The sequence below is a fragment of the Paenibacillus sp. 1_12 genome (assembly GCF_900114475.1).
Taxonomy (GTDB): Bacteria; Bacillota; Bacilli; order Paenibacillales; family NBRC-103111; genus Paenibacillus_S.
Map to the genome: position 1 here is coordinate 456,913 of NZ_FOTE01000004.1, position 20,936 is coordinate 477,848.

The 20,936-nt window shown below is 44.1% G+C and carries 21 protein-coding genes and 1 tRNA gene; 14 read left to right on the forward strand and 8 right to left on the reverse strand.

Going from position 1 to position 20,936, the window contains the following annotated elements:
* Positions 1-67 precede the first annotated feature (67 nt).
* Complete coding sequence (locus BM210_RS12465) at positions 68-328, forward strand: hypothetical protein (RefSeq protein WP_091168366.1); 261 nt, start codon at positions 68-70, stop codon at positions 326-328.
* Positions 329-709: 381 nt separating this feature from the next.
* Here the strand turns inward: BM210_RS12465 and BM210_RS12470 are convergent, their stop codons facing one another.
* Entirely contained in the window at positions 710-1,756 is a 1,047-nt protein-coding gene (locus BM210_RS12470) for a YkvI family membrane protein (protein ID WP_091168368.1), read from the reverse strand.
* A gap of 182 nt (positions 1,757-1,938) precedes the next feature.
* Here BM210_RS12470 and BM210_RS12475 point away from each other — a divergent pair, with 182 nt between their 5' ends.
* Complete coding sequence (locus BM210_RS12475; protein WP_371263462.1) at positions 1,939-2,550, forward strand: DedA family protein; 612 nt, start codon at positions 1,939-1,941, stop codon at positions 2,548-2,550.
* A 62-nt stretch (positions 2,551-2,612) separates the two neighbouring features.
* On the opposite strand, the gene BM210_RS12480 is transcribed toward BM210_RS12475, so the two are convergent.
* The gene (locus tag BM210_RS12480) at positions 2,613-3,344 is read right to left on the reverse strand and encodes a hypothetical protein (RefSeq protein ID WP_091168515.1); all 732 of its coding nucleotides are present in this window, start codon (positions 3,342-3,344) and stop codon (positions 2,613-2,615) included.
* 276 nt (positions 3,345-3,620) lie between these two features.
* On the opposite strand from BM210_RS12480, the gene BM210_RS12485 reads away from it, so the two are divergent.
* On the forward strand, positions 3,621-4,193 hold the full coding sequence (locus BM210_RS12485) for a xanthine phosphoribosyltransferase (protein WP_091168370.1): 573 nt from the start codon (positions 3,621-3,623) through the stop codon (positions 4,191-4,193).
* A 100-nt stretch (positions 4,194-4,293) separates the two neighbouring features.
* A complete protein-coding gene (locus BM210_RS12490; protein WP_091168372.1) occupies positions 4,294-4,617 on the forward strand; it encodes a hypothetical protein in 324 nt (107 codons plus the stop codon).
* Positions 4,618-4,698: 81 nt separating this feature from the next.
* Here the strand turns inward: BM210_RS12490 and BM210_RS12495 are convergent, their stop codons facing one another.
* On the reverse strand, positions 4,699-5,016 hold the full coding sequence (locus BM210_RS12495) for a hypothetical protein (RefSeq protein WP_091168375.1): 318 nt from the start codon (positions 5,014-5,016) through the stop codon (positions 4,699-4,701).
* Between the two features lie 114 nt (positions 5,017-5,130).
* Between BM210_RS12495 and BM210_RS12500 the strand changes: the two genes are divergently transcribed.
* Positions 5,131-5,364 (forward strand): hypothetical protein, encoded by a 234-nt coding sequence (locus BM210_RS12500; protein WP_091168378.1) that lies wholly within the window; start codon positions 5,131-5,133, stop codon positions 5,362-5,364.
* 19 nt (positions 5,365-5,383) lie between these two features.
* On the opposite strand, the gene BM210_RS12505 is transcribed toward BM210_RS12500, so the two are convergent.
* Entirely contained in the window at positions 5,384-5,605 is a 222-nt protein-coding gene (locus BM210_RS12505; RefSeq protein WP_091168380.1) for a hypothetical protein, read from the reverse strand.
* 326 nt (positions 5,606-5,931) lie between these two features.
* Here BM210_RS12505 and BM210_RS12510 point away from each other — a divergent pair.
* The 5 genes from BM210_RS12510 (at position 5,932) to BM210_RS12530 (ending at position 10,211) form a co-directional block, all read left to right on the forward strand.
* Positions 5,932-6,016: transfer RNA gene (locus BM210_RS12510), tRNA-Leu, on the forward strand.
* Positions 6,017-6,317: 301 nt separating this feature from the next.
* Positions 6,318-6,500, forward strand: coding sequence for a protein YhfH (gene yhfH, locus BM210_RS12515; RefSeq protein WP_091168383.1), 183 nt, complete (start codon positions 6,318-6,320; stop codon positions 6,498-6,500).
* Between the two features lie 129 nt (positions 6,501-6,629).
* A complete protein-coding gene (locus tag BM210_RS12520; protein WP_091168385.1) occupies positions 6,630-7,961 on the forward strand; it encodes a DRTGG domain-containing protein in 1,332 nt (443 codons plus the stop codon).
* Between the two features lie 207 nt (positions 7,962-8,168).
* Positions 8,169-9,890, forward strand: coding sequence for an arginine--tRNA ligase (argS, locus tag BM210_RS12525; RefSeq protein ID WP_091168387.1), 1,722 nt, complete (start codon positions 8,169-8,171; stop codon positions 9,888-9,890).
* A 123-nt stretch (positions 9,891-10,013) separates the two neighbouring features.
* Positions 10,014-10,211, forward strand: coding sequence for a YqzE family protein (locus BM210_RS12530; RefSeq protein ID WP_091168390.1), 198 nt, complete (start codon positions 10,014-10,016; stop codon positions 10,209-10,211).
* A gap of 192 nt (positions 10,212-10,403) precedes the next feature.
* Here BM210_RS12530 and BM210_RS12535 read toward each other — a convergent pair whose 3' ends face one another.
* The 3 genes from BM210_RS12535 to BM210_RS12550 all read right to left on the reverse strand — a co-directional run bounded on the left by BM210_RS12535 (position 10,404) and on the right by BM210_RS12550 (position 14,432).
* Positions 10,404-11,336 (reverse strand): hypothetical protein, encoded by a 933-nt coding sequence (locus BM210_RS12535; protein WP_143101042.1) that lies wholly within the window; start codon positions 11,334-11,336, stop codon positions 10,404-10,406.
* 160 nt (positions 11,337-11,496) lie between these two features.
* Complete coding sequence (locus tag BM210_RS12545) at positions 11,497-12,639, reverse strand: YqhG family protein (RefSeq protein ID WP_091168400.1); 1,143 nt, start codon at positions 12,637-12,639, stop codon at positions 11,497-11,499.
* Positions 12,636-14,432, reverse strand: a complete 1,797-nt coding sequence (locus tag BM210_RS12550; protein WP_091168402.1) for a DEAD/DEAH box helicase — start codon at positions 14,430-14,432, stop codon at positions 12,636-12,638. The genes BM210_RS12545 and BM210_RS12550 overlap by 4 nt, the downstream gene beginning before the upstream one ends.
* Before the next feature lie 166 nt (positions 14,433-14,598).
* Here BM210_RS12550 and BM210_RS12555 point away from each other — a divergent pair, with 166 nt between their 5' ends.
* Complete coding sequence (locus BM210_RS12555; RefSeq protein WP_091168404.1) at positions 14,599-15,444, forward strand: lipoate--protein ligase family protein; 846 nt, start codon at positions 14,599-14,601, stop codon at positions 15,442-15,444.
* 114 nt (positions 15,445-15,558) lie between these two features.
* Here the strand turns inward: BM210_RS12555 and dat are convergent, their stop codons facing one another.
* Entirely contained in the window at positions 15,559-16,392 is an 834-nt protein-coding gene (gene dat, locus BM210_RS12560) for a D-amino-acid transaminase (protein WP_091168406.1), read from the reverse strand.
* A gap of 314 nt (positions 16,393-16,706) precedes the next feature.
* On the opposite strand from dat, the gene BM210_RS12565 reads away from it, so the two are divergent.
* From BM210_RS12565 to BM210_RS12575, 3 genes are all read left to right on the forward strand, one after another.
* Positions 16,707-19,388 (forward strand): adenosylcobalamin-dependent ribonucleoside-diphosphate reductase, encoded by a 2,682-nt coding sequence (locus BM210_RS12565; protein WP_091168408.1) that lies wholly within the window; start codon positions 16,707-16,709, stop codon positions 19,386-19,388.
* 265 nt (positions 19,389-19,653) lie between these two features.
* Entirely contained in the window at positions 19,654-20,682 is a 1,029-nt protein-coding gene (locus BM210_RS12570) for a TniQ family protein (protein WP_091168410.1), read from the forward strand.
* A gap of 15 nt (positions 20,683-20,697) precedes the next feature.
* A partial coding sequence (locus BM210_RS12575; protein WP_091168414.1) for a hypothetical protein occupies positions 20,698-20,936 on the forward strand: 239 nt, incomplete at its 3' end.

Below are 20,936 nucleotides of genomic sequence, written 5' to 3' on the forward strand. Positions count from 1 at the left end.
AAACTGATTGCTTTTTTGGGTGTATATAAATACTATAGTATATAGGAATTCGAACGGGGGCGCAATCTTGGAGCCAAAGCAGCAGAGAGAAAGGGAAATTACTTACCAGGTAGGCTGGAAACGTGGAGTGATTAGTTCAAATAAACCACATGCGGTGGAGCTGGAAGCGGAAATTCCGTGGGTACACCGATTTAATATAACTTTTTTATGGGGTCAAGCAGCCATATACCCGATCGGTGTACTGCAGGTGATATTATGGATATTTCCGATTCTAACTTTTGCTTGCACCTTATGGCTTATACATGTATTATCTATGCAGTCACAGTGATCGAAGATGGAGAGGTGTAACGGTAAAATGAACCAGACTTTGGCCGTGATAGCCGGATTGATTGGGCTATTGGTAACCGGATCTGCGGTTCTGATGGCTTGGCTCACTATGAACCAGCTTCAAGACAAACGAAAGCACGAAACGTCGAATGGAAGACTTCTGGACGGAACCTTTCGGCATTTGCTTCGGTGGACTTTTTTCGATTACGCATTAATTGGCGTATTTACGATTGGTAGCATGTTTCTTTTAGCTGATTTGCTAGCCGTAATTCGCGATGCTCAGAGCTACCCTTTGTACCATTATGGGTATCTGGTTTGTGGCTTTGTGTTTATGATTTTCGGGATGCTGTTTATGGTGCTGAGGCTGTCCCTTGTGCTCTCGTTAGTTCGTATGGAATCTGTGCTTTCTGGGCCAAATCAGCATGAACATCCAGGCAAGACTGAACAGCCCGAAGAGCGGATACAAGGTAGCGAGGAGCGATTTAAACCCAAACTGACTGATTATATAGGTAAATAATAATAAGGAAAGCACAATCCATATGCGTGATATCTGGAGATGCTGTTCGATCTGTCTGGAAATTCCGAATAAATCAGCAATAAACGTAGTGAAAATCTCACCATAGATGATACAAGCAAAAATAAGCTGCCATATCCACCCTATACTGGAAATGAGCTGACCCATCGGAATGTCGAATTGAGCAATCCCAGGCATCTGTGCTGATAATGCGAAGTGTCCAGCCAAAAGCATCAGCCCGATTACTAGTCCTCCTGTTACTCCCCCCCAATATAGCGTTTGACGATCCTGAATTTGGCCACCCAGAGGGACAAGTACTCCCTGTGCCATCGATAGATTAAAAGCAGCGTACAGCAGGGGAGATAAGCCGATTTGACCGATACTGGAGTCAGAGGTAAGGTGAAGCCAGTTGCTAGAGCCGGGCAAGCTCCATGTGTGCCAAACGACCATGCCTATAAAGCACAGCATCATCGGCACTACGACAGAGTTCACGACCATTATGGCCTGCATACCTTTCTGCAAAATCAAAAAGGATAAAATCAAAGTAAAGAATAACCCCCACTGATAAGGCAAATGGAATTGTTCTTCGAACACCGATCCGGCACCCGCTAGCATAACAGAGGAAACGCCCAGCATCGTAACCAGTGTAAACAGATTGATCCATCTGCCGACAGAACGCCCAAATAAGTGTGTATTCATATCCTCGTAGGAACGGGCTTTAAGATCATGAGCAAGCAGCATCAGCTTAATTCCGAGAGCTATGAACAATAAAGTCGATACACAGATACTCAGCGTAGCAGACCACCCATATCTCGTAAAAAATTGCAGGATTTCCTGCCCCGTTGCAAAGCCGGCACCCACTACCGTACCGGCATAAGTAAAACCAACTTGTATGATGCGTCCAAGCTTTCTCATGCTATGGTGTCCACCCTTCATACAGCTTGTTCTATCCAGAACAGTACAAGGTATGAATAACCCGATGATAACATGACATGAATTTGGGGAATTGATGCACTTCTGTTAAAATAGATGATGTCTACTAGATTTTGAATGCCAATTTATTCGTTATACCATATCTTATGCTGGAGCGTGTCCTGGTGCTGGATGAAATCTTACTAATAATTGAAAGTTATGGGTATATCGCTCTATTTGGTTTACTGGCTGTTGGAATTGTAGGTATACCTATTCCTGATGAGATTCTGATGACGACTGTTGGTTCGTTAACGACGATTGATGGTCCGCTTTCTTTTGGGAAATCGCTTTTGGCCAGCTTTGCGGGTACGATGGTTGGCATGATCGTCAGCTATTACTTGGGAAATACGGTAGGTAAGCCCTTTTTGTACAAATACGGAAAATGGGTAAAGTTGACGCCTCAAAGATTGGATCTAGTTGAAAGCTGGTTTAAAAAGTACGGTCTGTGGACGGTGGTGTTCGGTTATTATATACCGGGTATACGCCATTTTACCTGCTATTGGGCAGGAGTAAGCGGTGTGAAAATATGGAGGTATCTGCTGTTTGCAGGATGCGGAGCACTCATATGGTGTCTGACATTTTTGACCTTGGGGCATTTTATTGGAGTGAACGCACCGAAAATTATGGGAGTCGTTCATCATTATCTGGGGATCACCGGTATTATTATTGCAGTCGTAGCAGTTTTGGGGCTCATTATTTATTGGCGAATCCGTAAATCAAAATCGCTGACCAAGTAACATATAAAAAAAGCCTAGACCGGAGAATCCAGTTTAGGCTCTTTTTGCTATATTTCTTTATGCTATTCCTGAATAGTGAATAATTTAATCGAGTTTATTTTATCTGTTTTTGGATCAACATCAAGCTTAAGAACGGCACCCGTTGATTTGTAGGTTAAGACATAGCTTGTATTGGTGTCGGGTTTGCCTAAGGCATCGTAAACCTGGCTTGTTGATTGTCCAAGCTTGAGTCCGTTCAATCCCGGGTTGATTTCGGCGCTGCGAATATCGATGAAAATTAACTGATTCTTTTTGTTGAATCCTACCAGAAAGTCCTTGTAGTCATAAACGGTTATCGGATCACTGTCTTCATCCATTACAAATTGCTCCGGTGGCTTGCCGTAACGAGTAGTAACTGCATCCTTTGAGCTATTCAAGGTTAATCCGAGCAACGTTGGCTTTGCCTGATTATAAGGGTCACGAATATCAATTTTGGGTTTTGCAGGTGTAGGTTTGACTTCGGCAACCGGAGGCTCGGACTTACCCACAGGATCTACACTTGCCAACGATACCTTGTCACTAGCGTTGGCCGCCGCTGTAGGGGGTAACGTTGGTGCTGCAGGTTCAGTAGTATACGCAGGTACTGATAGAGAAGCTGAAGGCTCTGTTAGTGTTAAAGGCTGCTGCGTCATATCCTGAACTCGGGGTTGGTGCTGTTGCATCGATTCGGTTGTCGGATAGGTGCAGCCTGATAGTAGTAGGACGAGGACGATAGAAGCTGGCGACAAGGTATGTAAGTTGGATTTAATTGTCATCTGCATCCTGCCTTCCATTGAATTGTAAAACCAAATGAATGTTAAAACCAATACTAATCATACTCCGTACAGGGAGTCTGCACAAAGCGTAAGTTTGACCAATTTAAGACATTTTGGAAAAAAACTATGATTTTGTGGCACTCTATACTTATCTGACGTATTACCCCCACAGAAAGTTTCGAAACATATAAAAAAGATTATTAAAGTTGGACTTGAAACGTGGAATGTCATTATGATAAGTTAACGAGTAAGGATTTTTCAGATGGAGGATATAAGATGGAATTATTAAAGCAGCGTATACGTGAGGTTGGCATTGTACTCTCCAATGATGTGATTAAATTGGATGCCATATTGAATCATGCCGTGGATCCAGTACTGACAACGGCGATGGGCAAGGAATTTGCCGAGATTTTTGCTGGGGAGGGTATAACGAAAATATTGACGATAGAATCGTCAGGGATTCCTATTGCTTTCGCGACAGCACAGATTTTGAATGTTCCTATGGTTTTTGCCCGTCGCAAAAAACCGGTTAGCTCAGACACTACCGAAATTTACAGTGAGCGTGTTCCATCCTTCACTAAAGGCTTCGTAACCGATATCATGGTTGCCCGTGAGTTTTTAACTGCCGAGGATCGTATCGTGTTGATCGATGATTTTATAGCGAATGGAGATGCCGCGAGAGGCTTGATCCGCATTATTCGCAGATCCGGCGCACATTTGGTCGGGGTGGGTATCGCAGTTGAGAAAACATTCCAGGCTGGTGGACGTACGATTAGGGAATCAGGAATCAGAGTCGAATCGCTGGTAAGAATTTCTTCAATGGAGGATGGAAATATTATTTTTGATTAATTGAAGTGTTGAGATGAATAATTTTCAAAGCTGGAAAGCCTTCCATCTGAACGCATTTTCATTTATAATACTATTATGCATAAGAGAGGAGGCATTTGCTATGGGGAATGAAATTCCAAACGATTTTTTCATGACCAAGTTAAGCGAAGCGAAAATTCACTTTGAACGTGCCCTCGATTGTAAACATACAGAATTCGATGATCTGTATCCCTATATGATTGAACATCCTCAATTTTTTTGGTACAAAAGATATGTTGCATGGTCCGAGCTGTTGACCATCGTGAAATTGTGCAATGAGCTTGGGGTAGAGTGGCAGCAGCATTTTTCTGAGCAGCAGGTTGATTACATCAGCAAGCGCGTGATGTCAAGCAAAGTATTGGATTATTGGTTTGAAACCAATGATTCTAAGGAACATGTTAGTTAATCGTACCCGGGTACGAACCATAGTAAGAAAACCTATTCTCCTTGGTGGGAATAGGTTTTTTGTTGTATGAACCGCGTGTGGCTATTGAAGTGGCAAAATATTCATTTTCCTGATATGAGCCTTAGTTTCATCTGTACCTAGTTCATACAGCTTGCTGTAGATTTGCCCAAGATAATAATCTGCGGCGTCATTTTCTTTATCATGATGGTATAATCGGGTAGGGATATGCGCCCTAAAAAAAGTTGTCTCTTGTGCGTCCTCGGATTCTTCGAACAACTCCTGCAGCTGATCGATTTCCTCTTCGGATGCCAATATCTCAAAATCAAAATTACCGATAGTTTCTTGCGGCTCTAAAATCTCGCTGGAGCCTACGGTCACATAGTAGTTTTTTTTATCCAAGTTAAAATTCTCCTTTGATGGGTTCGTGTATGCATGTCCTGTTTATTGTGTGCTCGGATTGGTGTATTCTATACTTAGTGGTCGATGCAAGTATGCAAGGGAGGAGTACAAATCATGATTAGTGAAGAGCAACTGGATCAATACCGAATAGATGGAACAAAGCTTCGCGTGGTTAGGGATGCTGATCCCAAGAATGATGTCCGGGGGATCGTAGTCGCCTGGGATGATGATACAGTGGCTATCCGTAAGCAGAATCGTAATATCGTAAAGCTAAACCGCAAATATCATTATCAGCCTTACACGGAAGAGCGCTATAGTAAATGGCTTGAGAATCCATTGTCTGAGTAATGGTTGAAACGGGCATTCTTTAATTCTTGAAGGCGCCCATAATAAACAGCACACCTAAAGCAGCTAGCATGCCGATGAAAATGAGCAAGATTCCACCAATGAATGCAAAAGCGCCAGGTATCAATAAGCTGACTATCAAGGTAATACCGATCACCCATAGTAAACTGTGAAACGACATACGGATAAAACCCCATATAAACAAAGCGGCAGTAATACCGATCATCAACTGAAGCAGCACCATTCTCATTTCCCCCTTCTTGACTATTATATGGAGCCTATATGCAAACATGATGGCTGTGTCATACGAATTTAATCGTTTGCATAGGATACATCATCGTTGTACGGGATAGGGTCCAATGAGATCTATTTGGAAATAGGAGGTGGGGGATGTCAGACAATGGATCTGCTTTAAAAGGGACTATATTCGGACTACTGTTTACGCTCCCCATTTGGATTTTTGTCGGATGGTTAGTGTGGGTTTGGTGCAAATAATAGAGATTACAAAAAAAATAAAAACAACGTTGACATCAGTAATATATCGTGATATATTATCTCTTGTCGCTACAAGCGGTCATGGCGGAATTGGCAGACGCGCACGGTTCAGGTCCGTGTGGGCTAACCCCCCGTGGAGGTTCGAGTCCTCTTGACCGCATCATATTTTTGAAAAAACCTTCGATTCATTTCGGAGGTTTTTTTTGTTTTTCAACATGCTGTGTTTTACTAGATTTAGACGGAGCACGATGAGGTAGTTAACGCAGAATAGTATCCTATATTTTAAAAACGCAGACAGACGAATGAATACATTCGGACTGCCTTTTATTATTGTTATACAACAAAAATAAATAGATAAAACAGTATTGTACAGTTTGGATTTTTGTTATACAATAATAAAATAAAATATCATCTGTATTAATACAATGTGGGGTTTGAATTTGTTTAAGGGAGATGCGATTATGCTGGTTAATTCACATGATTTTTATGAATCACTTCCGGATAAATGCTGCTCAAAATGCGGAGAGAAACTGGAAGAACTCGCTGACTGCTACTACACCGTATGTTATGTGTGCACGGAAACAACCTTTTATCCGTTATCGCCCGTATTCTTAACACTTCATTACCCTTCTGTGAAAGAATAAAAAGCGATACTTACAAATGAATGATTGAATAGCAGTTCCTTATCCGAATGTGGGATGGAGCTGTTTTTTTGTGTTGTTGTAGTATAAAATAAAAACAGAGTGATACAGTGGTAATATGAGGTGAAAAGCATGAACGAGGATAATCAGGAATTGCTGACCAAACATCAACAAATTGTTCAATATATAGAAGAATTAAGTGTGGGAACGCGTATTTCTGTCAGAAAAGTTGCGCAATCGCTTGAAGTGAGCGAAGGAACCGCATATCGGGCGATTAAAGAAGCAGAGAATATCGGAATTGTCAGCACGAAGGATCGGATCGGCACGGTTCGCGTAGAGAAAAAGGAGTATCATCAGATCGACAAACTGACTTTTGCCGAGGTTGTGAATATGGTCGATGGAGACGTGATTGGTGGAGCCGAGGGACTTCATAAATCTTTAAATAAATTTGTCATTGGAGCGATGCAGCTCGAAGCCATGAAACGCTATATCGACCCTGATAATTTGTTAATTGTCGGCAACCGGACTCAAGCTCATTTGTATGCGTTGGGGCAGGGGGCAGGTGTTCTGATCACAGGTGGATTCCATCCTTTGGATGAAGCCAAAGAGTTGGCAGACGAGTTGGAGCTTCCTATCATCGTAACCAGCTACGATACATTTACTGTCGCTACGATGATCAACCGGGCCATAGACGATAGGATGATTAAAAAGAAAATTATGCTGGTTCAGGATATTCTCAGAACAGATGCACCTGTCCACGTTCTTCATGCCAAAGACAAGGTTTCGGATGTTCAGTTGCTTATAGAAGAATCGGGGCATACCCGTTTCCCTGTAGTCGATGAACAATATAGACCCATCGGTATGATTACGACTAGAGATGTATGGGGAGCGGAGCCGGAGCAAACGGTGGACCAATTTATGACCAAAAATCCACTAACGATTGAGCTGCAAGCCTCTGTTGCATACGTTAGCCATACGATGGTATGGGAAGGAATTGAACTGCTTCCGGTGGTCGGAAAAGACCGCAAAATGATTGGTGTCATTAGTCGTAAAGATGTGTTAAAGGCACTTCAGTTTGCACAGACGCAGCCGCAAAACGGAGAAACCTTCGAAGATCAGCTTTGGTCCAGTGTTCAGAAAATGCGTGACAAAACCGGAAAGTTGTTTTATCGTCGGACGATATCGGCACAAATGACCAATCATGTCGGTATGGTATCGGAAGGTTTAATGACAACTTTGATGAGTCAAGCTGCAATGCGTATAGTAAAAGAAGAGAAGAGGGGCAATCTGATATTGGATAGCTCATCTAATTTTTTTCTCCTGCCTATCCCTATCGATAGCGTGATCGATCTGGTACCTAACATTATTGAGCTTAGCCGTAGGTATTGCAAAATAGAAGTGGAAATCTACTGTGATGGATCCCGTATGGCGAAATCAATGTTCACCGCTCGGTTGGTTGATTAAAAATTAGAGTGACTTTGCGTCTGGTTATAGGGTTTGCGAAATTATGCTGCTTGACTCGATTTTTGCTGATGGCTATAATGTTACATAGACAATTAACGGTATTTTGGGACTGAAGTTTGACAAGCACCCCGTCCCGGGGTGCTTTATTGTATACAAGGCAGACTCATCGTTAGACAAGCAGTTGTTGTAGAGAGGGGCATTTCATTCATGAATTACAAGCAGTTGTTAGCAGCACAATTAGGGCCACAGTTAGAGGGCGTAGATGAAGCGACGATCGTTGAACTGATCGAATACCCACCGAATCCCCAAATGGGAGATTTGTCGATGCCTTGCTTTAAATTCAGCAAGCTGCTGCGCAGAGCGCCGCAAGCGATAGCTGAGGAGCTGGCAGCAAGCTGGAAGGAGCATCCTGCCGTTCAGCGGGTAGAAGCTGTTGCAGGGTACTTCAATGTTTTCTTGCAGCCTGGGCATTTGGCATCAAGTGTCATTGGCGAGATTCTCGAGCAGCAAGAACGCTATGGCTCGCAAAACATGGGACAAGGCCGCAATATCGTGATCGATTTTTCTTCGCCTAACATTGCAAAGACATTTCATATTGGACATTTGCGTTCAACAATGATTGGTAATGCGATTTATAAAATTCATGAATTTCTTGGCTATAATTGTGTCGGTGTCAATCATTTGGGTGATTGGGGCACACAGTTCGGCAAGCTGATTGTGGCGTATAAGCTATGGGGAGATCAAGCGACTGTCGAAACAGATGGGATCGGGGAGCTGCAGCGTTTATACATTAAATTTCACGATGAAGCAGAGCGCAATCCGGAGCTCGATAATGAAGCTCGTCTATGTTTTGTTCGACTGGAGCAAGGTGACGAGGAAGCCACTAAGCTATGGAAATGGTTTGTGGAAATCAGTCTTAAGGAATTTGAAAAAATGTACGAGCTGCTCGGTGTAAAGTTTGATTCATACGCGGGCGAAAGCTTTTATAATGATAAAATGGCGGCTATTGTTGAAGAACTGAAAGCCAAGAAGCTGCTGGAAGAGGATGACGGCGCGCAGCTGGTACGTTTGGACGACTACAATATGCCGCCAGCCCTGATGATTAAAAAAGACGGAGGCACGCTTTATCATACTCGTGATGTGACCGCAGCTGTGTATCGTGAGGCAACCTACGATTTTGAGAAGTGTATCTATGTTACAGATGCAGGGCAAAGTCTTCACTTCCAACAGCTGTTCAAGGTCATTGAGCTGATGGGATATGATTGGCATAATCGTCTTGTGCATGTACCTTTCGGAAAAGTTAGTCTCGAGGGTGCGAAGCTGTCTACACGTAAAGGCAACGTGATTCGTCTGGAGGAGCTTCTGACCCAGGCTATCGAAAAAACGAGTGAAATTATTGAACAGAAAAACCCGAATTTGGATAATAAAGCTGAGATAGCTCAGGAAGTTGGCGTAGGGGCTATTATTTTCAGCGATTTAAGCAATAACCGGATTAAGGATATCGTCTTCTCATGGGAGGACGCATTGAATTTTGAGGGCGAGACTGGACCATACGTCCAGTATACGCATGCCAGAGCTAGCAGTGTGCTGCGTAAAGCAGGGGAGAGGGTAGCTGGTGAGGAATTTCCAGTGAAGCTGGATGATCAGGGTGCGGAGCTGCTGAACAACGCTGCTGAGCAAAATCTGCTTAAACAGCTTTATGTGTTCAAGGAACGTCTGGAGCAATCGGCGCAGAAGCTGGAGCCTTCGGTTGTCAGCCGTTATTTGGTTGATTTGGCACAGAGCTTTAATCGCTTCTATCATGAGAGTCCAATTCTGATCGAGGATGCGGCGCTACGACAAGCAAGATTGGCATTGGTTAGATGCACACAAATTACGATTTCCAACGGATTGAGCTTAATTGGTCTAAAAGCACCTGAAAAAATGTAGCATCCTTATGGGAGTCGTGTGATTTCGCAGTATGCTGTTAGGATAGGTCCAGAGACTCCATTGGCGATTAGGTTTGTAAACCTATAAACACGGTTACACTTGAAAGACGGGGGTGACCGAGGTTTGGCTCAGGGAGAAGAATGGGTCACATATGTTACAGAGAAGCTGTTGGATTATGTGGAAACCCCAAGGAAAATTCGCAAGCAGACAAGAGCAATTCACCGGAAGGTACGTGAGCCTTGGCCGTATCGTTGGTTTGGAATGGTACCTTATGCAATAGGTATGTGGCTTAAAGAGCTGCTTAACAAGAAAAGTATCTAATCGGAAGCCTACAGGGCGAAGATATATTCGAGTCTTATAGATTGCTTTTCTTGAAATATCAGAACATCCTGCTTCGCTGAAAACTTATTAATTCTGATATTATAAAAATGAAAAGCTTCTTGTCACCTTGTTCGACTTATGAAGTCGTACAGAGTGGATAGGAAGCTTTTCTATATGGAGGAAGAGAACAACCTAAGGGGAATTTCGAAAAAGATGTCCATAATGAGAGAGGGTCGAATAGGGAATAGCCCGTTGTCCATTCTGTTCTAGCAGGAGAAAGGCTTCGTCATTGGACCATTGATGGAAACCGATGACTGCGGCTACAAAGCGCAATTTGGCTTCGTAAAGTTCTGCCGTGAAGGTAAGCCTGTGCTGCTGTTGAAGCTCGTCCTGAAGCTCAGCCCATCCTGTGAAGCTGGCTGGCACACCTTGTATCCAAGGTAGCTTTTCGTAGGGGTCAAAGGAGGGAATTGCCAGTCTCTGCTTCAATGTATGCACGGACAGTAAGGAATTATTAGCCGTATTTGCAAGATCGGAATCGTTTGGAGGTTGGGTAATGTTATCAAGGGGTAAGGACTCTCCAGTTCCTGCATCAAGGTAATAACGAGTACCACCGGATTCTACGATCCAGAGGGCGTATAAAGGATTTACGTACCAAGGTTGCACGGTAAAGGAGCTATGTATAAGTTCGAGCTGTACCAGCGAGCGGTACAGGGTTTGCAGACTGAACAGCGGCTTCCCGCCGCTGCCGTATTCCGTAAGCTGATATTTGTTCGGATTACCCGGATCGGCAGCGTGAATTACCATATAACCAACATCACGACCTTCTGATTGGACGAGAACAATCCAGCCGTGTGTTCCGGGTCCAAGTGAGTATCCTGACCAGGTGGCCTGCTTCCATGCAGTATAGCCAGGCTCGCCCGCGAGCTGCTTTATCCATTGCTGGACAGCCTCCATAAAGGAAGGTGCCTGTAATATATTATTGGCATCAGGAGGAATAAGCATGGCAGCAGGTACGGGCGCAGTCTGGGCAGCTAGCGGCAGTGCGGCGGAAGAGAGCGGCGATGGGAGTGTCAGGCTTGTCCATAGTAGTAACGAAATGACCCATAGTTTTGCTTTATACATAAACTCACCTGCTTTCTTAATGTACTTCATGTCATTCAACAAGTCGCGTTACATGTGGTATGCATCTATTGTACTGAATATGCGTTAATTATTTTGTTACAACCTGTATCTCAAATAAACAAAGTTTGTTTCCTATTTTGCTGTCACATAGCACAATACGTCATCTGCTGTGCAAGCCCACGGCTTGTAAATGAAAAAGACCGCAGTTGATGACGGATATCATAATGCGCGGCCGATACTGCCATTCGATTTCCTGTCTCCGGTTGGTGTACTGCTGTTCAATATCCGACTTGTGCTCCAGCTCTGTGTTCTCGATTAAAGGTTTGTAATAGCCGTTGATCCGGTCTATTTCCTCCTGCAGGCGAATTCCTGCTTCTTCTGCCCATCGATGATCATACCCTCGCAGCAGCTGTTCCAGGTGCTGCTCCAGGTACAGAACAGCGCGTGCCAATGTAATGGTATCGGGATTCAGAAATACCTGTGCAGGTAAACGAGGTGTCAGCTGCTTAGTTAGGAGTAGCTCTTGAAATTGTCCGCGAATTTCCCCTGTACCCAAATGGATGCCGAGTGAATGGATTTCGCTACGTTTCATATCGCAGGCTAAATCCACCTTGAAATTGACTTGCAGCCAGTTCTCATAAGCGGAGGTATTCCGTAATTTGGGTTGATCGGGAATGTATTGCTCATACAGGTGAACAAATTTCCCTTTATTGCGGACGACCTCAAAAAGCTGCTGCAAACGGCGGCTTCCGAATGTAACCTCATCCTTAGGGATCCGAGCGGTAATTTGAGTGGGCACAAAGCCAAAGTATCGCCCAAGTATGCTGTCCGGCTGGGTCGGCGGTGCCTGAGAGGCTGTGGATGTTGCTGCTGCACCGAAAGGCGCGTATGCTGAAGAGCGCCCTGATGATGTAGTGGGAGACACTGATCCAGGTTGTACAGCAGAGCCATTCGGACCGGGTGATGATGGATTAAGTCTCGCAGCAGCGCTTGCAGCAGGGACGGATACGCCACCAGAGGTTACGTATCCGGGAGCGGCTTGCGGTGGCATGTTCCCGCCTGCTTGGGCAGGCTGGGTTATTTCCTTATGCGCCTCGGGATCAAAGATAAAGGTGCATGTCATCGTTTCGGGTACAATTCCAGTACGCTCGACAAAGCTCCAGTAATAAGGGCGGAAGGTGAGCTCCTTATCGGCCGAAGGAGAAAGTTTGGCAGTAACGTAAGCCGGATGTTTTTCGATAATATCGCATTTTTCGGCGTGCAGGAAACGCATGACGAACCTTTCAATCTGCTCGGGTTTCATGGGAGCACCTCCGTTTCATGTGTGATCGGTTGTCCTAATGCATCCAGAATCATGGTGAGAGGGACTGCATCCTGCTCCTGCTGGAGAGCTTCATTACGAATCGATGAGATGGACTGTCCCAGCTCATCGATGTTACGGCGAATCTCCTCCTCGCTGCGAGAGGTGAGAATCATTTTGGCCAAATGTGTTTCCAATGATTGGGTTTTGTCGAAGCGTTCCAATATCGTGTCCAGCTCTCCAATTACGAGCTCGAACATATTTATTTTTTCATGAAGCAGGGACAAAATGTATTGCTCTATGGTTCCTTCTGTAGCCAAATTGTAAATATGCACATCGTGAGTTTGCCCAAGGCGATGCACACGACCGATTCGCTGCTCAACCCGCATCGGATTCCAAGGCAAGTCGAAGTTGATCATGTTATGGCAAAATTGCAGATTGATCCCTTCACCGCCAGCCTCCGTAGCGACAAGGACTTGTGCCCGATTGCGAAACAGATCCATCATCCAATCCTTTTTGCCGCGGTTCATACCGCCTCTGTAAGGTACAACGGAGAAACCATGCTCCTTCAAATACTGCATCAAATATTCCTGTGAAGCGCGGTACTCAGTGAAAATAATGACCTTATCGTCGATCTCCTTGAGAAGCTCGATAACGGCCTCCGCTTTCGTATTTGCCTTAATACTGCGGATCAGCTCAATCAGCTCCCAAATCCGGGGGCGTACGGGGGAATCCTCAGGAGTTTTTTTGAACATATTCACCAGAGTAAGGAATACGGCATCGCGGCTACTGCATACTTCTCTTTGAAGCGTTACTAGCGAAAGAGCGCTGCTGAAGTCACCTCCGGAGTCCTCGAACCTGCCCTTCACAAATGCAGTCACGCCTTCGTAAAGAGCTTGCTCCTGCGGTGACAGCTTTAAAGTCAGGTTCCGGACAATACGCTTCGTGAAATGAATATTGCCGTCACTGCGTCGATTGCGGATCATCACTTTGGATAGCTCGTGCTGCAGCTGATCTTCATTTTTGGGAATGCGTTTGTCGACTACGTAATTACTCTGAAAGCTGCTTTGGCCGCCAAGCTGACCTGGCTTCAGCAGGGTGATAAGATTATAAAGCTCCTTGAGATCATTTTGTACGGGAGTTGCGGTAAGCAGCAGACAATATTTTTTGCGAAGCTCGGTAACGAACTGATAATTCGTCGTCTTTTTGTTTTTTAATTTGTGAGCTTCGTCGATAATAAGCATATCGTATTCAAGGCCAAGCACGATGTCTCGATGCGGGTCTCGTTTGGCAGTATCCATCGATGCGACTACAATGTCGGCCTGCTCCCACATATAGGCTTTTTTGTGGGCAACCGCTGGGATGGCAAATTTCTGGTTCAGCTCACGAACCCATTGCAGCACCAGAGAGGCTGGAACAAGAATAAGCACTTTTTTGACGAGGCCCCTGATGATATATTCTTTTAATATAAGTCCGGCTTCGATCGTTTTGCCCAATCCGACCTCATCGGCAAGAATCGCTCGGCCGCGCATTTCGGTCAGCACTTTTTTGGCAGTGTCGATCTGATGGTTCATTGGAGTCACATTCTGAATATGCACAAGACACTGCAGCTCGTCAAAGCTTGAAATCAGGCTGGCCTGCTCGGCTTCATAAGCAAGCTGGTACAGTGTCCAATCATCCCATGGACCGTTGTGCATTGCTTTCGTGTGCAGTTCTTCAAACCAGTCACGTCCAAAATGCAGCTGGACATGGTCGTTAAAGGGACGTATATATTCATTAGGGCCGGATGGTTGCACGGATAGTGTCTCCTTTCATGCCTCTCGCTCGGAAAGATGCTTAGTAGCAGGCTAGCATAGGCTAGTATTACGTAGTAGTATGGACGAAAAGAAGCACTTTCATAACTACTTCCGATGCATTATGATAGTGGATAGCAGTTATTACAAATCAAAAGGAGGCAGGAAGATGACTAAACAATGGCGTTTTCTTTCATCAGGAAGGCAGCATCCTGCTTATAATATGGCAGTAGATGAAGCGATATTGACGGCTCATAGTGAAGGCAAGGTGCCGCCGACGGTGCGATTTTATGGTTGGAACCCCGCTACACTATCAATAGGTTATTTTCAAAAGGCGGCAGAAGAAATCAATTTTGAGCAATTAAGACAAGAGGGCTTGGGATTTGTTCGGCGTCCGACGGGAGGCCGTGCCGTGCTGCATGATCAGGAGCTGACCTACAGTATCATTGTGGCAGAGGATTATCCAGGAATACCAAGGAGTGTGACTGAGGCCTATCGCGTATTAAGTGAGGGGCTTGTGCTTGGTTTTCGCAAGCTGGGGCTGGATGCCGAAATGGTGCAGTTGGCAAGTGAAGAGGATAAACGGAAGTATGAGTCGATGGGCTCGGCCGCTTGTTTTGATTCTCCCTCCTGGTACGAGCTTGTTGTTGAGGGGCGGAAAATCGCCGGCAGCGCGCAAACGAGGCAAAAGCAGGTGGTTCTGCAGCACGGCTCTATTTTGCTGGATATGGATGTGGATCAGTTGTTTCGTGTGCTATTATTTAAAAACGAACGTTTGCAGGAACGGCTGCGGCAGCAATTTGTACATAAAGCAGTAGCGATTAATGACCTGTGTCGGGATCTGGGAAGAGCAACGGTAGCTCTGCCAGAGGTTGAAGAAGCATTTCGAATTGGTCTTGCCGAAGGACTGAATGTGGAGCTGGTGGAAGAGGGGTTGACAGATTACGAGCAAGCATTGGCCGAGCAGCTAATGGCTGACAAATATGCTAATGAAACATGGAACCTCCGGAGATAAGATTCTTCGGAGGTTTTTTTGTATATCTATGCCGAGTATGGATAAGCTGTTTATCCAGTAAAGGCTTGTTTGAGTATGTGAATTTCAGGGTAACGTTTAGAATCGATAAAATTCCTATGTCAGGCCAATATGCTTTCTGAAAGCCTGCTGCAGCTGACGCGTTACCGGTCCAGGCAAGCCTTGAGCAATAGGAGCATTATCTACAGATATAATAGGGGTGACTTCTACAGTCGTGCCGGTTATAAAAGCTTCCTCAGCAAGCTGTAATTCATCTAAAGAAAATGGAGCCTCATGTACTACCAGTTGTAGCTGTCGGGCCAGCTTAAGAACCACATTGCGGGTAATTCCGTGCAAGATCAGGTTATTCGCTGGATGGGTCCATAACTCTCCATTTTTAATGAGCATGAAGTTGGATGCACTACATTCCGTTATGATACCATTTCGATGCCAAATCACTTCATCAGCTCCATGGTCCAATGCATTCTGCTTGGCCATCACATTGGGCAGTAAATTGAGTGTCTTCAAATCACAGCGAAGCCAGCGAATATCATCAGCAGTAACTGCGGTTATCCCTTGCTCCATCTTTTGTGTGGGACGCTGCATTTCAGTTGTGAAAGCCATCAGGACAGGTTCGACTTGTCCAGGAAAAGGATGCGAGCGCTGAGCGCTGCCCCGTGTTATTTGTATGTAGACGGTACCTTCTTGCAGATGGTTAAGACCAATGAGCTCGATCAACTTTTCATGAAGCTCCTTGGTGCTGTATGGCAAAGGGATACGGACATCTGCTGCGCTTTTTTCCAGTCTACGGTAATGGCCTTCCGCTTCAAACAATTGTCCGTTATATACGCGGAACACCTCATAGATTCCATCTCCAAAGTAGTACCCGCGATCATCCGGCGAAATGGCTACCTCTTCTTTTGCGACAAAACGCTGCTGATATAAGTACATAATTAATGCCTCCTTACGAATGGGAACATATGTTTGTAAATATGGATGAAATATGGTAAATTGATAGTAGCTTTTGATGATGCTGTATAACCAGATTTATCCCTATGAATAGGGTATCAAGGAGATAGCCAGAAGTCAACGAATGAGAAACTTCGATAGAAAGAGATAAATAAAGCAAAAGCAGCCGCTTCTTGTCCAAACTGCTTTATTTGATCCTCACCCTATTAGAAAAACTACATATAGTGAATTATAATGATTCATACATACTACATATTGTGTTTTATCTTATCTGAAAATCTCAGGAGGTTGTTACTTTGAATAAAATTGAAAGCTCGAAACTCAATGGATTAAGTGAAAAAATTTTTTTGGACCGCTACGCATTGAAAAATGCAGATACAAGTCTGACTCAAGTCGGGGATACCGTACTGGTTCTCACCAAGGACGATCCCAAATTTCCGGCGAAGGAAGTCGGAGAAGTCATGAGCAGGAATGGGAGCCAGGTAAAGGTTAAGCTTCGTAATGGTGAAGTTGTAGATTCATCAGTAGAAAAGCTTACCTTAACCGTTGAGAAAACGCCGGAGCAAATGTGGGACCGTCTAGCAACGGCAATGGCTTCTGTAGAAGCAACACCCGAGAAAAGGACAGAATGGACGGAGAAATTCAGAGCTTTATTAAACGATTGGAAGCTTGTACCTGGCGGACGGATTGCTGCCGGTGCAGATGCAAGCGATGAGCTTACCTTGTTTAATTGCTATGTCATACCTTCTCCCCATGACAGTCGAGGCGGCATTATGACTACCTTATCGGAGATGACGGAAATTATGGCACGAGGCGGCGGTGTAGGCATTAACCTGTCTTCATTGCGTCCACGGCGTGCAATTGTCAGAGGTGTCAACGGTTCTTCGAGCGGTGCCGTCTCCTGGGGAGGATTATTTAGCTATGCTACCGGCCTCATTGAGCAAGGGGGCAGTCGTCGGGGTGCATTAATGCTGATGATGAATGATTGGCATCCGGATGTCGTCGATTTTATTACGGTGAAACAGACGATGGGTCAGATTACAAATGCCAATCTATCCGTTTGCGTCAGCAATGGTTTTATGAAGGCAGTGAAGGAAGATCTTGATTGGCAATTGGTTTACCCTGATACGAAGGATCCTGATTACGATACCGTCTGGAATGGTGATCTGGATAAATGGAAAAAGCTCGGTAAGAAGGTACATGTGCAGCGTACGGTCAAAGCGCGTGAAATATGGCATACGATCATGGAATCCGCCTGGAAATCGGCAGAGCCAGGTGTAGTTTTTATGGAGTATTACAATCAGATGTCTAACAGCTGGTATTTTAATCCGATTATTTGTACTAATCCATGCGGTGAACAGGGGCTGCCTGCCTGGGGTGTTTGCAATTTGTCAGCGATCAACCTTTCCAAGTTTTATGATGAGCAGAAGCAGGATGTTGACTGGGCTGATTTAGGCAGAGTCGTGCGTCATTCCACACGATTCCTCGACAATGTGATCGATAAGACGCCTTATCATTTTGAGGAAAACCGAATCAATCAGCAGGGGGAGCGTCGTGTAGGACTGGGAACGATGGGGTTGGCTGAATTGATGATTAAGCTGCAAATTCGTTATGGAAGCCCGGAATCCTTGCTGTTTCTAGATCAGCTGTATGGCTTTATGGCTAAGGAAGCTTATTTGGCTTCAGCTGATATTGCTGCGGAAAAAGGCAGCTTCCAGCATTTTGAGGCCGAACCCTTTCTGCAAAGCGGGTTCATGAAGACGATGACTAGCGTTTATCCCGAAGTGGGTGCGGCGATTCAACAAAAAGGTATGCGTAATGTTACCGTCATTACGCAGGCTCCAACAGGCAGTACAGGTACAATGGTGGGCACTTCGACGGGAATCGAACCCTATTTTGCATTTGAATACTACAGACAAAGCCGATTAGGTTTTGACAAGCAATTTGTACCGATAGCGCAGGATTGGAAGGATGCACACTCTGAAGAGGAGCTTCCGGATTATTTTGTAACATCCATGGATTTGTCAGCGGAGGATCACATCAGAGTCCAGGCTGCGATTCAGAAGTGGGTGGACAGCTCGATTTCCAAAACGGCAAACTGCCCAGCTGATTTCACGCTTGAAGAAACGAAACGCCTTTACGAGCTGGCCTTTGATCTGGGCTGCAAGGGTGTCACGATATATCGTGATGGAAGTCGTGATGTCCAGGTGCTTTCTACAGATAAGAAGGAAGTGAGTGAGTTAGATAAAACCGACCTGGTAGTGAAGGAAGCGGAAGGAGTCTACAAGGCTCAGGAAGTAAAGCTTTCTCAGGGAGAACAAACAAAGCTAGCACAAGAAAAGCCGGAACAAGCAGTATCGCAAGAGAGAGACAGAGCAGTTGGGGGTTCTATCGAGGTTGAGATATCAAAGTCAGCAGAGGCATCGGCCATAAGCAGCGGAATTGTGGATAAACAGTATAAAAGCCGTCCTCAAGTGCTGCGCGGCGCAACCTATAAGTTCAACACTCCATTCGGAATGGCTTACATTACCATTAATGAGATGAACGGATCACCGAGCGAGGTGTTTCTGAATGTTGGTAAGGCGGGGTCTGACGTATTCGCGATGTCCGAGGCTCTTGGACGAGTCTGCTCGCTGTTCTTACGATATGGTGATCATGGAAATAAAGTGCAGTTGTTAACCAAGCATCTGAAGGGTATTGGCGGATCAGGTGCAATCGGATTTGGTCCGAATCGAGTGGAGTCTATTGCCGATGCTGTAGCTCAGGCGTTGGAAATGCACGTTATAGCCTCCAATAATGAAGCGGATGCTTATGTGACTGCAACGCAAGAGGTTATTACGGAGACGACTGCACAGTATGCAGTCAATCGGAACTCGGCTATCTCGCTGGATCTATGTCCATCATGCGGCTCAGCCTCACTCATTAATAGCGAGGGCTGCAAAAATTGCAGCAACTGCGGATATGGCAGATGTAATTGATTCAGGTAGTCATCTGCGACTGTTAAACCCCCCCCATGTGTTATTTTTCATAAATAACTGTAAATGTTTCATATTTTATTGTAGTTTTTGTTTCAAAAAAAGAATATACACAAAAATGAATAATTATACACTAAATAAATTGAGCTCAGAACTTGAATGTTCTGGGCTTATTTATTTAGTCAATGAAATTAATTTGAGTGCAATTAGGGCTTAACAGTACCTTGTTTTGGTAATAAACAAATGAATATGAGATGGGGGTGAAAACATGCAATACTGTGAGGAAAATAGATTTTTTGTTAAACGGGTTGAACCCAATGAAGGTGAAAGTCTACGCGGATTAATTTTAAGAGTGTCTGAGTTGAATAAATGTGAACCTGACTCTAAAATTGTTTATCGTCGGTCAGGATTACAGAAGTACAATCAATTTAATAACATTCTTATCCCACATATAGAGTTAGATTTGAGGAAACTGAGTCTATTGATGAGACTTGATCAAGTTAATTTGAATAATATGGTATTAATAAACCAACTTGGCCAAATTAAATTCTCTGATGAGAAGATAAGATTTCATTTATGGAGAAATGCTACTTGTGCTACAAAACAAAGATTCTGTCCATTATGTTTTAAGGAACATGGTTTTCATAAAAGCATATGGGAAGTTTCGTTGTATACAGTTTGTCATGAACATGGGTGCTTAATGGTTGATTTTTGCAATGGCTATGGAGGGAGGATAAATCCATATAGACAAAGGCTGATGTCATGTAAATGTGGATTCAATTTCACGAAATCTGAGGTTGTGAAATCAAGTTCTGTATTTTCTGAGTACTTCGCAAGAAGGTTTCACTATAGAGAGAGAAGCAATTCTGATTTTAGCATCATAGATCAGTTAGAAATTTTCCAATTAATTTATTTAATGATAATTTCAACTAAATGGATAAATGGATCACAATACGCCTTTATTCAAGAGAAATTAGATTATTATTTGTTAAATTATTGGAAGGATGATTACGAAAAAGAAGTAGGAATCAATAACTTAAGCTATAAAAAAATATCAACAAAAATTTATGCAATGACAATTAGAGATAAAAATGAAATTCCTAAGAATGGAATATCCAAAAAGGAAGTTTCTGAATTGTTAGGGGTAGGTCTTGATCAAGTTGATTTTTTAAGAGAGAAACATATTATTAAACCAATCTCTGGACCTACTATCAATGGCGGTCAACTCTGGTTGTTTCTTTTTAGCCCCCTAGAAGCTTTGGACAGTACACCCCTTAATCAAATACAATATGAATAGACGGAGGGGAACGTTATGAAACGAGTACAATATGATCTTAATTTCAAGATGGATATCGTTCGAAAAGGGAAAGAAATCGGGAACTTTACAGCTATAGCCCGACAGCACGAATTGGATCCCAAGATGGTGTTGCGGTGGGCAAGAGAGTTGAACCGTAAAGATGTAGATCAACTGGATGGAGCCAGCAAAAGACAGGCTGCTTTTATCCCTACAGCTGAAGATTTCAAGCAGTTGGAACATGAGAATGAAAAATT